The organism is Pseudomonas sp. GW821-FHT10C09 (genome assembly GCF_059415465.1).
Genome location: NZ_JBWKNG010000006.1, coordinates 18,480 through 32,336 on the forward strand (window position 1 = coordinate 18,480; position 13,857 = coordinate 32,336).

15 protein-coding genes are annotated in these 13,857 nt (G+C 60.3%); 7 read left to right on the forward strand and 8 right to left on the reverse strand.

Annotated elements, in window-relative coordinates; all coding sequences use genetic code 11:
* Window position 1 precedes the first annotated feature (1 nt).
* Both ypfJ and AC07N8_RS07275 read left to right on the forward strand, forming a co-directional pair.
* Entirely contained in the window at window positions 2-895 is an 894-nt protein-coding gene (gene ypfJ / locus AC07N8_RS07270; protein WP_027924247.1) for a KPN_02809 family neutral zinc metallopeptidase, read from the forward strand.
* Window positions 896-1,843 (forward strand): alpha/beta hydrolase, encoded by a 948-nt coding sequence (locus tag AC07N8_RS07275; RefSeq protein ID WP_493142808.1) that lies wholly within the window; start codon window positions 896-898, stop codon window positions 1,841-1,843.
* Window positions 1,844-1,957: 114 nt separating this feature from the next.
* On the opposite strand, the gene AC07N8_RS07280 is transcribed toward AC07N8_RS07275, so the two are convergent.
* The 3 genes from AC07N8_RS07280 to AC07N8_RS07290 all read right to left on the reverse strand — a co-directional run bounded on the left by AC07N8_RS07280 (window position 1,958) and on the right by AC07N8_RS07290 (window position 4,096).
* A complete protein-coding gene (locus AC07N8_RS07280; RefSeq protein ID WP_493142810.1) occupies window positions 1,958-2,551 on the reverse strand; it encodes an HAD family hydrolase in 594 nt (197 codons plus the stop codon).
* Window positions 2,548-3,417 (reverse strand): acyl-CoA thioesterase II, encoded by an 870-nt coding sequence (gene tesB / locus AC07N8_RS07285; protein WP_483843011.1) that lies wholly within the window; start codon window positions 3,415-3,417, stop codon window positions 2,548-2,550. The genes AC07N8_RS07280 and tesB overlap by 4 nt, the downstream gene beginning before the upstream one ends.
* A 109-nt stretch (window positions 3,418-3,526) precedes the next feature.
* The gene (locus tag AC07N8_RS07290) at window positions 3,527-4,096 is read right to left on the reverse strand and encodes a GNAT family N-acetyltransferase (RefSeq protein WP_493142813.1); all 570 of its coding nucleotides are present in this window, start codon (window positions 4,094-4,096) and stop codon (window positions 3,527-3,529) included.
* 74 nt (window positions 4,097-4,170) lie between these two features.
* Here AC07N8_RS07290 and AC07N8_RS07295 point away from each other — a divergent pair, with 74 nt between their 5' ends.
* Both AC07N8_RS07295 and AC07N8_RS07300 read left to right on the forward strand, forming a co-directional pair.
* The gene (locus AC07N8_RS07295; protein ID WP_493142815.1) at window positions 4,171-5,091 is read left to right on the forward strand and encodes a histone deacetylase family protein; all 921 of its coding nucleotides are present in this window, start codon (window positions 4,171-4,173) and stop codon (window positions 5,089-5,091) included.
* Window positions 5,092-5,285: 194 nt separating this feature from the next.
* Window positions 5,286-6,527 carry a TIGR03862 family flavoprotein gene (locus tag AC07N8_RS07300; protein WP_493142817.1) on the forward strand — a complete coding sequence of 414 codons (1,242 nt, stop codon included), beginning with the start codon at window positions 5,286-5,288 and terminating at the stop codon, window positions 6,525-6,527.
* Window positions 6,528-6,644: 117 nt separating this feature from the next.
* Here AC07N8_RS07300 and rhlE1 read toward each other — a convergent pair whose 3' ends face one another.
* On the reverse strand, window positions 6,645-7,979 hold the full coding sequence (gene rhlE1, locus AC07N8_RS07305) for an RNA helicase RhlE1 (RefSeq protein ID WP_483843015.1): 1,335 nt from the start codon (window positions 7,977-7,979) through the stop codon (window positions 6,645-6,647).
* A 78-nt stretch (window positions 7,980-8,057) separates the two neighbouring features.
* Complete coding sequence (gene yedA / locus AC07N8_RS07310; protein ID WP_483843016.1) at window positions 8,058-8,984, reverse strand: drug/metabolite exporter YedA; 927 nt, start codon at window positions 8,982-8,984, stop codon at window positions 8,058-8,060.
* A gap of 163 nt (window positions 8,985-9,147) precedes the next feature.
* Here yedA and AC07N8_RS07315 point away from each other — a divergent pair, with 163 nt between their 5' ends.
* On the forward strand, window positions 9,148-9,606 hold the full coding sequence (locus AC07N8_RS07315) for an Lrp/AsnC family transcriptional regulator (RefSeq protein WP_483843017.1): 459 nt from the start codon (window positions 9,148-9,150) through the stop codon (window positions 9,604-9,606).
* Between the two features lie 124 nt (window positions 9,607-9,730).
* Here AC07N8_RS07315 and AC07N8_RS07320 read toward each other — a convergent pair whose 3' ends face one another.
* From AC07N8_RS07320 to AC07N8_RS07330, 3 genes are all read right to left on the reverse strand, one after another.
* Complete coding sequence (locus AC07N8_RS07320; RefSeq protein ID WP_493142820.1) at window positions 9,731-10,342, reverse strand: 3'-5' exonuclease; 612 nt, start codon at window positions 10,340-10,342, stop codon at window positions 9,731-9,733.
* 22 nt (window positions 10,343-10,364) lie between these two features.
* A complete protein-coding gene (locus AC07N8_RS07325) occupies window positions 10,365-10,844 on the reverse strand; it encodes a LabA-like NYN domain-containing protein (protein WP_483843019.1) in 480 nt (159 codons plus the stop codon).
* 138 nt (window positions 10,845-10,982) lie between these two features.
* Window positions 10,983-11,744, reverse strand: a complete 762-nt coding sequence (locus tag AC07N8_RS07330; RefSeq protein ID WP_493142822.1) for a DUF2076 domain-containing protein — start codon at window positions 11,742-11,744, stop codon at window positions 10,983-10,985.
* Between the two features lie 178 nt (window positions 11,745-11,922).
* Between AC07N8_RS07330 and AC07N8_RS07335 the strand changes: the two genes are divergently transcribed.
* Together AC07N8_RS07335 and AC07N8_RS07340 are read left to right on the forward strand one after the other, a co-directional pair.
* Window positions 11,923-12,597: a YciC family protein gene (locus tag AC07N8_RS07335; RefSeq protein WP_027924259.1), complete on the forward strand. Its 675-nt coding sequence runs from the start codon at window positions 11,923-11,925 to the stop codon at window positions 12,595-12,597.
* Between the two features lie 66 nt (window positions 12,598-12,663).
* Complete coding sequence (locus tag AC07N8_RS07340) at window positions 12,664-13,740, forward strand: endonuclease/exonuclease/phosphatase family protein (protein ID WP_483843021.1); 1,077 nt, start codon at window positions 12,664-12,666, stop codon at window positions 13,738-13,740.
* Window positions 13,741-13,857 lie beyond the last annotated feature (117 nt).

The following is a 13,857-nucleotide window of genomic DNA, read 5'->3' on the forward strand; positions in this document are numbered from 1 at the left end:
CATGCTATGGAAAAAAGGCCGACGCAGCGACAACGTGGTGGACGCCCGTGGTGATGATGTCGGCGGCGGTGGTGGCGGGATGCGTTTTGGTGGCGGCAAGGGCCTGAGCCTGACCGCGATCATCCTGATTGTCGGGATCGGCTGGATCACCGGCCAGGATCCGATGCAGATCCTCGGACAACTCACCGGGCAAATGAGCGAGCAGTCGGCGCCCGCCACCAATCAAACGCGCAAGGCACCACCGGCCAATGATGAAGGGGCCGAATTCGTGCGCTCGATCCTTGGCGATACCGAAGACACCTGGGGCCAGATTTTCCAGCAGGCCGGCAAGCAATATAAGAACCCGACCCTGGTGCTGTTCAGCAATCGCGTCAATTCCGCCTGCGGTCTGGCGACCTCGGCGACCGGTCCGTTCTATTGCCCGGCCGACCAGAAGGTCTATCTGGACATGGCGTTCTTCCAGGAAATGTCGCAACGTTTCTCCGCCGCCGGTGACTTCGCGCAGGCCTACGTGATTGCTCACGAAGTCGGACACCACGTTCAGACCTTGCTCGGTGTTTCCGCGAAAATTCAGACCGCCCGCGCCCAAGGCCGGCAGATGGAAGGCGACGGCGGTTTACTTGTGCGTCAGGAACTTCAGGCCGATTGCCTGGCCGGAGTCTGGGCCAACAATGCACAAAAGCGTCTGAACTGGCTGGAACCGGGGGACATCGAAGAAGCCCTGAACGCCGCCAACGCCATCGGCGATGACCGCTTGCAACAGCAAGGTCAGGGCCGCGTGGTGCCGGACTCGTTTACCCATGGTACGTCAGCGCAAAGGGTGCGCTGGTTTAAAACCGGATTTGCACAAGGCCAGGTGGGCCAGTGCGACACCTTTGCGGCGAAAAACCTGTAAATGAATAAGTGGCTGTTAGCTGTACTGTTTACCTGCGCAAGCACCCAAGCCGCCGAACATGCGGTCAAAGAACTCAGCCCCGGCCGGCTGTTGCTCAAAGAAGGCGAGATGGCGGTCAGCCTCGGCGCCGCGCCGGCGAAAATCGAACGTGTGCTGATCATTATCCACGGCCGTCTGCGCAACGCCGGAACCTACCGAGAGAGTGCTGAGCAGGCGGCTGAACTGGCCGGACAAAGCCAGACCACGCTGGTCATCGCCCCACAATTTCTCAATGAAACCGATGTCGCCCTGCATCCCGTGGCGGACTCCGTACTGCGCTGGCAAGGCAACGACTGGATGGCCGGCGGTTTATCCACAGCCCCGTTTGCACTGAGTTCCTTTGGGGCACTGGATCAGATCATCGCGAGGGTCAGCGACCGCCAACAGTTTCCGGACGTGAAAGAGATCGTCATCGCCGGTCACTCCGGTGGTGCCCAGGTGGTTCAGCGTTATGCCTTGTTGGCTCACGATCAACCAACGGGTGTGAAAGTCCGTTATGTGGTCGCCAACCCCTCCTCGTACGCGTATTTCGATGAGCGACGGCCTGTGGCGTTCGATCACGCGAAATGCCCTGGTTTCAACCGTTGGAAGTATGGCCTGACGGATTTACCTCTCTATGCCAGTGGGCAAACGGCGCCACAGATTGAAGGCAATTACGTCAAGCGTGACGTGACGTATCTGCTCGGGCAGCAAGACACGGACCCGCAGCAAGCGGCGCTGGACAAGGGGTGCGAGGCTGAAGCCCAGGGCACCAATCGGCTGGCTCGCGGGCATTTCTACTTTGACTATTTGCTGCGTCGTAACCCGCGTGGGGTGAACCAGCGACTGGTGGAGGTGCCGGGGATTGGGCATAACGGGGATGGGATGTTGACGTCGCCAGAGGGGCAGAAGGTGTTGTTTGGGCAGTGAGTTCGGTGGCGCCTGAACTGGCGCTTTCGCGAGCAGGCTCGCTCCCACATTCGACCGCATTCTTCTGGGAGAACTCGGTTAAATGTGGGAGTGAGCCTGCTCGCGAAGGGGTCCTCAAGCCAACAACATTTCCCGCAATGCAACGCAATCCGCCGCATGCCAATCCGTCAGCTCCGGCCACGGGTTATCCGGCAAATTCACCAACACCGTCCGTGCCCCTGCCGCTCGACCGCAATCCAGATCAAACCGGTAATCACCGACCATCACCATCTCGCTCGCCGGCACGTTCCAGGCCTCGGCCAGTTTCAGCAAACCACCGGGATGCGGCTTGGGCGGTGCTTCATCACGCCCCAGCACATCCTCCACCGCGAAGCAGTCGGCCAGGCCGATGGCCTCCAGCGTTACGTGCGCCAACTCCCGGGCATTGCGCGTGAGAATGCCCAGGCGATAACCGCGCCCGGCCAGCTCACGCACCAGCTCTACCGCACCTGGCGCCGGTTTCGAACCCAGCGCCAGATCGCGTTCATGCTCCAGCAGCCACGCATGTTTAGCCGCCGCTTCATCGGCCGGCAACGCGGCGAGGTGGGTCAGGATGTCGTCTTCGGCCGGGATCGCCAATGCCATGCGAATCGCCGCAAAGTCATGCACGGCCACCGTCAGGGTGCCGTCCATGTCGAACACCCAATGACGCACCTCGGCCAGGCTCATGCCCAATCCTTGCGATGACGAATCAGGCCTTCCTGAGTGACCGAGGCCACCAGTTGTCCGGCGCGGTTGAACACGCTGCCACGGTTGAAACCACGGGAATTGCCGGCCCAAGGGCTGTCCATCGCGTAGAGCAACCAGTCATCGGCACGCAGATCCTGATGGAACCACAGCGCGTGATCGAGGCTGGCGACCTGCATATCCTTGTTCCATACCGTTTTGCCATGGGGCTGCATCGAGGTCACCAGCAGACCGAAGTCCGACGCATAGGCCAGCAAGTATTTGTGCAGCGCCGGCGAGTCGGCCAGGGCACCGTCGGCACGAAACCAGACGTACTTGATCGGGTCGGACGGCAGCGGGTTGTAAGGATCTTTTTCGGTCACCGGGCGGAATTCGATCGGTTTTGGGCACAGCAGTTTTTCGCGCATGTGCTCGGGGATCAGGTGCGCGTGCCTCTTAGTGATTTCCAGCTCCGTCGGCAGGTTTTCCGGTCCGACCACAACAGGCATTTGAGCCTGGTGTTCAAAGCCTTTTTCGTCGTACTGGAACGAGGCGCTGCAGGTGAAAATCGGATTACCCTTCTGGATTGCCGTCACCCGCCGCGTGCTGAAACTGCCGCCGTCGCGCACCCGATCCACCTGATAAACCACGGGCAACGCTGAATCGCCCGGCCGCAGGAAATACCCGTGCATGGAATGCACATGCCGCGCTTCTTCAACGGTCTGACTGGCTGCCGACAGCGACTGACCGATCACCTGACCGCCGAACAACTGGCGAAAACCCAGGTCCTGGCTGCGGCCACGGAACAGGTTTTCTTCGATCGGTTCCAGGGTCAGCAACTCAACCAGATCATCCAACACTTGGCTCATTCAGGCTCTCCTCACGCAAAACATTGCCGCGCAGTCTTGGCTGCGACGGTCGATTCAGTTTCTGGCCCAGGCCAATAAGATGGGGGCCATTGTAAACGTCCGCGGCGGCTTATCCATGCAAGGTTTGCAGCCATTGTTCACGGGTGATGCGATACAGCACATGGTGACGCAGGGGATGGCCGGCTGCGAGCTTCGGATGCTCGAAGTCATCGGCTGAATCATGGTGCATGCCGATCGCCTGCATGACTTTCTCGGAAGGCGTGTTGGATTGCGTGGTAAAGGATACGACTTCTGTCAGCCCCAACCGGTCAAACCCGCAACGCAGAGCGGTCCACGCCGCTTCACTGGCATACCCCAGGCCCCAATGTTCGCGGGCCAGGCGCCAGCCGATTTCGGTCGCGGGGGTAAATGGCGCGTCGAAGCCCACCACACCCAACCCGGTAAACCCGATGAACTGGCCGGTGACCTTGCGTTGCAGCGCCCACAAGCCGAATCCGTGCTCGGCAAAATGCCCGCGAATACGTCCGATCAACGAGGCACTTTCCAGGTGACTCAACGGCGCCGGAAAATATCGCATTACCTGCGGATCGGCACACATCGCCGCAAATTCGGGCAAATCCTCATCGCGCCACTGCCGCAACAGCAGTCGCGCACTTTCGAGTTGCAGTATTGGCTCCATTGCGTTCCCCCGTTTCCATGCCGCAAGTCTACATCGCTGGTAGGATCCTTCTCTCATTCCTACATGAAATCATCATGCCGCTGCCGCTGATTTATCACGAAGACTACAGCCCCGAGTTTCCGGCCGATCACCGTTTCCCCATGGACAAGTTTCGCCTGCTGCGCGATCACCTGGTGGACAGCGGCCTGACCCGGGACGCCGATCTGCTGCGCCCGGACCTCTGCCCTCCGGAGATTCTCGCCCTCGCCCATGACGCTGCCTATATCGAACGTTACATGAGTGGCGAGTTGTCCCGTGAAGACCAGCGGCGACTGGGCCTGCCCTGGAGCGAAGCCCTGGCCCGGCGCACGGTGCGCGCGGTCGGCGGTTCGTTGTTGGCGGCAGAACAGGCGCTGGAACACGGTTTGGCCTGTCACCTGGCTGGCGGCACGCATCACGCGCATTACGACTACCCGGCCGGCTTCTGCATCTTCAATGACCTGGCCGTGATCAGCCATTACCTGCTGGAAAGCGGCCGGGTAAATCGGGTGTTGATCTTCGATTGCGATGTGCATCAGGGCGACGGGACTGCCCGAATCCTGCACAACACCCCGGACGCGGTGACCGTTTCCCTGCACTGCGAAAAGAATTTTCCTGCACGCAAAGCCGAAAGTGACTGGGACATTCCTTTGCCCAAGGGCATGGGCGACGCCGACTACCTGAAAGTGGTCGACGATGCGCTCAACTATTTGCTGCCGCTCTATCAACCGGACCTGGTGTTGTATGACGCCGGGGTCGATGTGCACAAGGACGACGCCCTGGGCTATTTGAAACTGACGGACGAAGGCGTGGCGGCGCGTGATGAAAGCGTGATGCGCCATTGCCTGGGCCGGGACATTCCGGTGGTCGGGGTGATCGGAGGCGGTTACAGCAAGGACCGCAAGGCGTTGGCGCGGCGGCACGGGATTCTGCATCACAGCGCGCAACGGGTGTGGCAGTCATCAGGTTGTCATTGAACCGTGAGTGTTTACCCACAATGCCTGTGGAACTGCCTGTGGATAACCTGAGTGAAAGGGCCTACAGCCCTTACGGCGTATAGCCTACACAGCGGTGATTGTTTTTTAACCACATATTGAAAACACAACAAATCCCCCTGTGGGAGCAGGCTGGTAGAATGCCCGGCTTATCCCGCCAGGCCGCAGCGCATTCCATGACCCGATCCTCCACTGCCCTCCCCCCTCACGTCGCCATCATCGGCGGCGGCCCCGCCGGCCTGATGGCGGCTGAAGTGCTGAGCCAGTCCGGGATCAAAGTCGACCTGTACGACGGCATGCCCTCGGTAGGACGCAAATTCCTCCTGGCCGGGGTCGGCGGCATGAACATCACCCATTCCGAAGCCTACCCGGCGTTTCTCTCGCGCTACGCCGAACGCGCGCCACAGATTGCGCCGCTGCTGCGCTCCTTTGGCGCCGACGCGCTGTGCCAGTGGATTCACGACCTGGGTATCGAAACCTTTGTCGGCAGTTCCGGCCGGGTGTTTCCGACCGACATGAAAGCCGCGCCCTTGCTGCGCGCCTGGCTCAAACGCCTGCGCGATGCTGGCGTAGTTATCCACACCCGCCACCGCTGGCTCGGCTGGAATGCCGACGGCAGCCTGAACGTGTCGAGCCCCGAAGGTGAAAAACGCCTGACACCGGACGCCACCCTGCTGGCCCTCGGTGGCGGCAGTTGGTCGCGCCTGGGTTCGGATGGCGCGTGGAGGCTGCCACTGGAACAACGCGGCGTAGGACTTGCGCCGTTGCAACCGAGTAATTGCGGCTTCGAGGTGCAGGCCTGGAGCGAATTGATGGTCAGTAAATTCGCCGGTGCGCCGCTGAAAAACATCGCCATCGGTCTCAATGACGACATGCCACGGCTTGGGGAATGCGTGATCACGGCGACCGGGATTGAAGGCAGTTTGATTTACGCGCTGTCCGCACCGATCCGTGAAGCGATCAACCTCAACGGTTCCGCGACCCTTCATCTGGACCTGCTGCCGGGCAAGCCTGTGGATAAAGTGCAGGCAGCGCTGAGCAAACCTCGCGGTTCACGTTCGATGTCCAAACACCTGCACAGTCAGCTGGGCCTTGATGGCGTGAAAGCCGCGTTGCTGCGAGAACTGACGCCTGCCGCCTGCTTCACCGATCCGGTGTTGTTGGCCAAAGCGATCAAGGCACTGCCGCTGACGCTGGTGAAAACCCGCCCCCTGGACGAAGCCATCAGCAGCGCCGGTGGTGTGATGTTCGAGTCGATGGATGAACGCTTGATGCTCAAGCAATTGCCTGGCGTGTTCTGCGCGGGGGAGATGCTGGATTGGGAAGCGCCGACGGGCGGCTATCTGCTGACCGCGTGTTTCGCCAGTGGTCGTGCGGCGGGAATGGGGATGGTGGGGTGGTTGAACCACCAAGGCTGAAGACCGAGGCGCGTCCTTCGCGAGCAGGCTCGCTCCCACACTGGATCTGTGTCGTCCACAAATCCCCTGTGGGAGCGAGCCTGCTCGCGAAGGCGTCCTGACAGACGCCGCAGGTATTTAAGGCTTACGTTTGCGCGGTCCAGTGTTGAACACCGGCACTTTACGCACAGGCTTGATCGAAGGCTCCGGCGCCGAAGCATCCCCGCTCTCAACCCATTTGCCCAAATTGCGTTTACCGCCACCGGAGGTCTTCGGTTTCTTCGGCTTTTTCGGCTTCTTCACCACCTGACCACTGGCATCGGTGTCCGGCACGCGGTGCTCAGGCTCGAAGTCATGCTCCATCTGCCGAGGCAAGGTCTGGCGGGTCAACGTCTCGATGGCCGACAGCAGATTCACTTCATCGGCGCACACCAGCGAAATCGCCTGCCCGGTGTTACCCGCACGGCCGGTACGCCCGATGCGGTGGATATAATCCTCAGCCACGATCGGCAGGTCGAAGTTGACCACCAGCGGCAAATCTTCGATGTCCAGACCACGGGCCGCGACGTCGGTAGCGACCAGGATCTGCACTTCACTGGCCTTGAAACGGTCCAGCGCGCGCTGACGCGTCGCCTGCGGTTTGTCGCCGTGGATGCCGTCGGCATTGATACCCAGGCCCTGGAGTTTTTCCACCAGCGCGTCGACACCGTTGCGGGTCTTGGCGAACACCAGCACCTGCTTCCACTTGCTTTTACGCAGCAAGTGAACGAACAGTTCCGACTTGCGCTTCTTGTCGACCGTCACTACCCACTGCTTAACCGTGTTGGCCGCCACGTTACGCGGGCTGACTTCGATGCTCAGCGGATCGTTGAGCATCTGCCCGGCCAGGGTGCGGATCGCGTCGGAGAACGTCGCCGAGAACAACAGCGTCTGGCGTTTCTTCGGCAGCGCCTTGTAAATGTTGCCCAGCTCCTCGGAAAAACCCAGATCGAGCATACGATCGGCTTCGTCGAGCACCAGAGTTTGCAGCTGATTGAACTTGAGCGCGTTCTGGCGGAACAGGTCGAGCAAACGGCCCGGCGTGGCCACCAGCAGGTCGACGCCTTTGCGCAACTTCATCATTTGCGGGTTGATGCTGACGCCGCCGTACACCGCGTAAGTGCTCAACGGCAGGTTCTCGGCGTACTGACGCACGGCTTCGTGAACCTGTTCCGCCAGTTCGCGGGTCGGCACCAGAATCAGTGCGCGCACCGAGTTGGCGGTGACTTTCGGCCCTTCCATGGCCAGCAATTGCAGGAGCGGCAACGCGAAACCGGCCGTCTTGCCAGTACCGGTCTGGGCCGCAGCCATCAGGTCGCGACCGGCCAGCACCGCCGGAATGGCTTGCGCCTGAACCGGCGTCGGGGTCTGGTAGCCGAGCGTCTCGAGAGAGCGCAGCAAGGGTTCGATCAGGCCAAGGGTGGCGAAAGTCATGGGATTACCGTAGGAAAATTCAGCGCGGGTTTTTCAAAACAAGTGTGCAACACAAGATGCAATGGCGCGCAGTTTACCCTAATTCACACGGGATTCTGTCGGCACGACTACAGCCGGCTGCACAGGTGCCCGACGCCACTGCGGCAATCCGATCAACACCACGGCGCTGATGATCACCAGCATCGCCAGCCCTTCTTCGATTCCGATGGTCTCGCCCACAAACACGATCCCCAACAACACCGCCACGGCCGGGTTGACGTAGGCATAACTGGTCGCTGCCGCCGGACGCACGTTTTTCAACAGGTACATATAAGCGTTGAACGCGATGATCGAGCCGAAGAACGTCAGATACGCCAAGGCCGCCCAGCCTTCAATCGGTGGCATGGCTTGCAGATGCTCGCCGCTCACGGCACTGCCGATCAGCAGCGCCACGCCACCGACCAGCATTTCCACCGCACTGGCCATTGCCCCCGCCGGCAACGGCACGTGCTTGCTCCAGACCGACCCGAACGCCCAGGACGCCGCCGCAAACACCAGCAACAGCGCACCCAACGGGCTCGATTGCAGGTTCGAACCGAGATTCAACATGGCAATGCCTATCAGCCCGAGCGCAATCCCGGCCCATTCGAGACGGGTATTTCGCGCGCCCCAGAAATAGCCGAACAACAAGGTAAACAAGGGCACCGTCGCCACCGCCAATGCCGCCACACCGGAGGCCACTCCCATGTGTTCAGCGACACTGACGCCGCCGTTACCGCAGGCCAGCAGCAGGATCCCGATCATGCCGGCCGCTTTCCACTGCGCCCACGTCGGTGCCGGCGCCCCGCGCCAGCGCAGGAAGGCGTACATCAACGTCCCGGCGAGCACAAAACGGATCCCGGCGAGCAGCAACGGCGGCCAGTACTCCACGCCTATGCGGATCACCAGATAGGTCGAGCCCCAAATCACGTACAACGCGAAAAAAGCGGCGATCAACGGTAAGGGGAAACGACGTAAGCCAGGCATGGGCAGCTCGATGACAGAACAATGTGAACCGCTATTCTAGAAAGGCCAAGCGCTAAAAATAAGTTACAAAACCTGTTTATAGCGCCGGTACACTTTTCAAAACACGGAGATCAGCGCTATAAACCGTGCTTTCGAAAGTCAGCCATTTTCAAGGTATACGCCGATGGATAAATACGACCGCATGCTCCTCAGCGCCCTGCTGGAAAACGGTCGTGCGTCCTACGCCGACCTCGCGCGCAAGGTCAACCTGTCCGCCCCGGCCGTGGCCGAACGCGTGGCCAAGCTCGAAGCCAATGGCGTGATTACCGGTTACCAGGCGAAGGTCGACATGGCCAAGCTCGGCTTGCCGATCCAGTGCGTGATCGAACTGCGCCTGAACCAGCATGGTAATCAGAAGACCTACGATGATTTGATCAAAATCCCGCAGTTGACCGAATGCCACCGGGTGACCGGCGATCCGTGCGTGATCATGCAAGCGGCGGTGGGCTCGATGCCGGAACTGGAAGAGTTGATCAACCGGATTGCCAAGTTCGGGTTCAGCAAGACGTCGATTGTGTTGTCCAGCGCGATAGAGAAGCGGGTGCCGTTGGGGCACATCGAAGGCAATGGCAAAACAATCTAAGGCAGAGGGAAATCCCCTGTGGGAGCGAGCCTGCTCGCGAAAGCGGAGTGTCAGTCACCATCAATGTCGAATGATAAATTGCTTTCGCGAGCAGGCTCGCTCCCACAAGGGTTCAGCGGTGGTTTCAGAACCCGCGATGGCGCTTGAGGTGTTCGTTGATCTTCGCCGCCGGTACTTTTTGCAAACCGCACAGCAAATCATGGGACAACTCGCGCAGCCCATGCTTGCGCCGCAACTCTTCCATCAGGTGCGTTGTCAGGTTCGCGGCCATCTCGGCGTCGGCCATGGCCCGGTGAGCCTTGCCGGTATCGGGCAAGTTGGCGAACGTGGTGAGGGTGCCAAGCTTGTGGTTCGGCGCAGCGGGCATCAGCCGACGGGCCAATAGCAGCGAGCAGGCAAAGTTCTGCAAACGCGTGCGCTTGATCCGCCCCAGCTCAAAGTCCCAGAACTTCTGGTCGAACGCCGCATTGTGCGCGAGCAATGGAGTGCAGCCGACGAACTCGTTCACCTCGTTCATCACCTGCTCGGCCGAAGGCGCGGTGCGCAGCATGGCGTTGCTGATGCCGGTGAGTTGCTCAATGAAGGCCGGCACGCGTACGCCGGCATTCATCAGGCTTTGGTAACGCTCGACGATGCGCCCCTGTTCAAGGATCACCACGGCAATTTCCGTGGCCCGGCAGCTGCTGCTCGGGGAGATCCCGGTGGTTTCAAAGTCGATGACTGCTATGCGTTCCAAACCTGTTTCAACTCCGTAAAAATCAATTCTTGAGCAGCAACGCGCCTTCGATCGGCACATAACGGCTGGCGGCGCGGATCAGCGAGTTGGCCGTGAGGCCCGGTACGCCGTAGGCCACCGCTTGCACCCCGTGTTTGCTGATGATGCGGTCCAGCAGCATGTCGAAATCACCGTCACCGGAGGCCAGCACGATTTCGTCGACGTGATCGGCGGCGTCCATGATGTCGAGGGTGATGCCCACGTCCCAGTCGCCCTTGGCCGAACCGTCGCTGCGCTGGATGTAGGGCTTGAGCTTCACGGTGAAGCCGAGGTTGCGCAGGATCTGCTGGAATTGCTGCTGTTTGCTGTCGCCACGATCGATCGCGTAGGCGTAGGCCTCGACGATCTCGCCCTGTTTGCTGATGTCAGCCCACAACGCGGCGTAGTTGAAGTGGCAACCATAGGCCTGACGCACGGTGTAATAGAGGTTTTGGACATCGGCGAACACTGCGATTTTTTTCACCGCGGGTTTCCTCTTGGCGCACAGGCGCGCAGGCGAGATCAGGCACCTGGCCCGAAAAGTCGCCCAGTATGCCAGCCCGAAGGATTGTTCCGCGAATAATCGGCCCGGGGCACGGTCGCGCCCCGGACGAATGGCGTCTTAGACGAAGGAATCGTCGTCATCGCCGCCGAAGAATGACGAGTTGTCGTCGCTGTAATCAGTGTCGGCAAAACCGCCCTGATCGTTGGAGTTGTCAGCCATGCGCTGGTCATCACCCCAACCGCCGTTGCTCTGGTCATTGACCTGCGCCGGCTCTTCCTTGATCACTTCAACCACTTCCGGCTGCTGATTGTGATGGAACAGGCTGCTGATGCCTTGTGCCAGCATCACGCCACCCGCGACACCGGCCGCAGTCTTCAGCGCGCCGCCGAGAAAACCACTGCCAGCCGACGGCGCTTGCTGTTGCGGGGCGTAGTTTTGTTGTGGCTGTGCGGCACCGAAGTTCTGCTGCGGCGGCTGTGAATTGAACGATGGCCGTGCCGGTTCACGCCAGCCGCCCGTGGACGATGGGGCGCTCTGGGTCGGTGCGGGCTGTGGATCGCGAGTACTGCCACCGAAGATGCTCGACAAAAAGCCACCACCGCTCGGCGCCGGTGCCGCTGTCTGCGCCTTGGCCGCTTGCAGTTCGGCCTGCAATTGCTGCACTTGCTGGGTCAGTTGCTTGTTCTGTTCGTCGAGGCTCTTGATGGCGGCTTCCTGAACCAGGATCGCCTGGGTCATGAAATAGCCGGCCGCAGGCTGGCGAGTCAGGTGTTCCTTGATCCGCGCCTCAGCCAGGGCATCGCGCGGGGCTGAATCCGCTTCGGCCTGTTGCAGCCGGGAAAACAGTCCATCGATCAGGGTTTGTTCTTCGCTGTTCATGGCGACCTCGTAGATTGCCGGGAAAATCGTTGTCCTTTTCCAAAGAGGATAAGGTGCTCAACCTTAATGGAGGCTGAAACAAGTTGTTTCAATGAGCTTTACCTAAGGTTTACGTTTGCTTCGGGCGGTACATCATCGGTTACAGTGTGTAACTGCTTATGACCTGCGATACCGACTGATGAATCCGTTTGATGTGCTGCGTGACTCCTTGTATTTCTTCAAGCGCAATCTGGGACAGATCGTGCAACTGTGCCTGCCGCTGGTGATCTTCGAGGCGCTGCTGCAACAAATTGTCGACCACTCCACCGAGCCGGACAGTTTTCCCGGCGTCAGTGTCATCGTCGGCTTGCTGGTTTATCCGCTGTACACCGCCGCCCTGATCCTGTTCCTCGACGCCCGCAGTCGAGGTGAGTCGCCGCGCAACCGTGATCTGCTGACACGCTCGGCGTATCTGTGGCCGCGCTTCGCCTTGCTCACAGCGCTCAATACCCTGCTGATCCTGCTCGGTCTGTCGCTGTACTTCCTGCCCGGTATCTATCTGATGGTGACCCTGGCTTTCGGCGAATACTTGCTGGTACTGCGTGGCATGGCCCCGTTGGCGGCCATGAAAGAAAGCCTGCGCCTGACTCGCGGCCACTTCATGCGCATTCTGGTGTGCATCCTGTGTGTGATGGGGCCGCTGTGGGTGCTCAAGGGCGCCACGCTCGCGGTGTACCCAGACCCGCAGAACCCGGTGATTTCCCTGCTGATCGACAGCGCCCACAGCTTCCTGCAACTGTTCACCAGCGTGGTGTTGTTCCGCTTGTTCATGCTGATCGGCGATACACCCGAGAAGATCGAGGGGCCGCTCTGACCGTGGGCTTCAGCTCCGGTCTCGGTTATGCTCGGGGCCATCTTTTGTAACGCTATAAGCCGAGCCATGACCCGTCTACTGCGCTACACCCTGCTGAGCCTGTTGATTGTGACTGGCGTGATCGCATTGTTGATTTACAACCTGACCTGGCGCCCCGACTCCAAGGAAGTGTTACCGGTCAGTTGCACGACTCAAGCGCCCACCCTGGTGCCCGGTCAGGCATTGAAGGTGATGACCTGGAACGTTCAGTACCTGGCGGGTAAACGCTATGTGTTCTGGAACGACCTGGCACAGGGCACCGATGAAAACCCTACCCCCGAGGACATGGCTTTCAGCCTCGATGAAGTGGCGCGGGTGATTCGCGACGAAAACCCCGACATCGTGTTGTTGCAGGAACTCGATGACAACGCCAAGACCAGCGATTACCAGAACCAGTTCAAGCTGCTGCAAGAGCGTGTCGCCGACCTCTATCCATGCAGCGCCCGCGCCTTCGACTGGAAGGCCGACTTTGTGCCGGATCCGCACATCTTCGGCAGCGTCGGTCGACAACTGGCCACGCTCAGCCGCTACCAGATCGAACATGCCGAACGCCTGCAATTACCGGTCGCATCGGTCAACCTGATCAGCCGCCAGTTCAAACCGAAAAACGCCTTGTTGGTGTCTTATCTACCGCTGAACGACGGCGGTCAGATGGCGGTGCTCAATACCCATCTGGACCGCGTCACCCAGCCCGACGAAACGCTGCAAGCCCAAGTGACGGCTGTCGCCAAGGTGCTCGATAAATTCGAAGGCCGTGGCACGCCGTGGTTGATCGGTGGCGATTTCAATCTGTTGCCGCTCGGGCAGTTTCGCCGACTGCCCGAGGAACAACGCACACCCTACTCGGCCGACAGCGCGCTGCATGTGCTGTGGGACAAGTACCCGATGATCCCGACCAACAACGAAGCCAGCGGCGCCGATCGGTCCCAGTGGTTGACGCATTACCCTAACGATCCGGGCTTGAATGGCCCGGACCGCACGGTTGACTACCTGTTCTACAGTCCACACATCAAACGGGTCGAGGCGATGGTGAGGCAGGACGATACGTTGCGCATCTCCGACCACTTGCCGGTGATTTCACGGTTCCTGCTGCCCGCCAACTGACAATACAAAACCTGTGGGAGCGAGCCTGCTCGCGAAAGCGGTGTATCAGGCAACATCAATGTTGAAGGTACAGCCGCCTTCGCGAGCAGGCTCGCTCCCACGGGGATTGTGCATGGC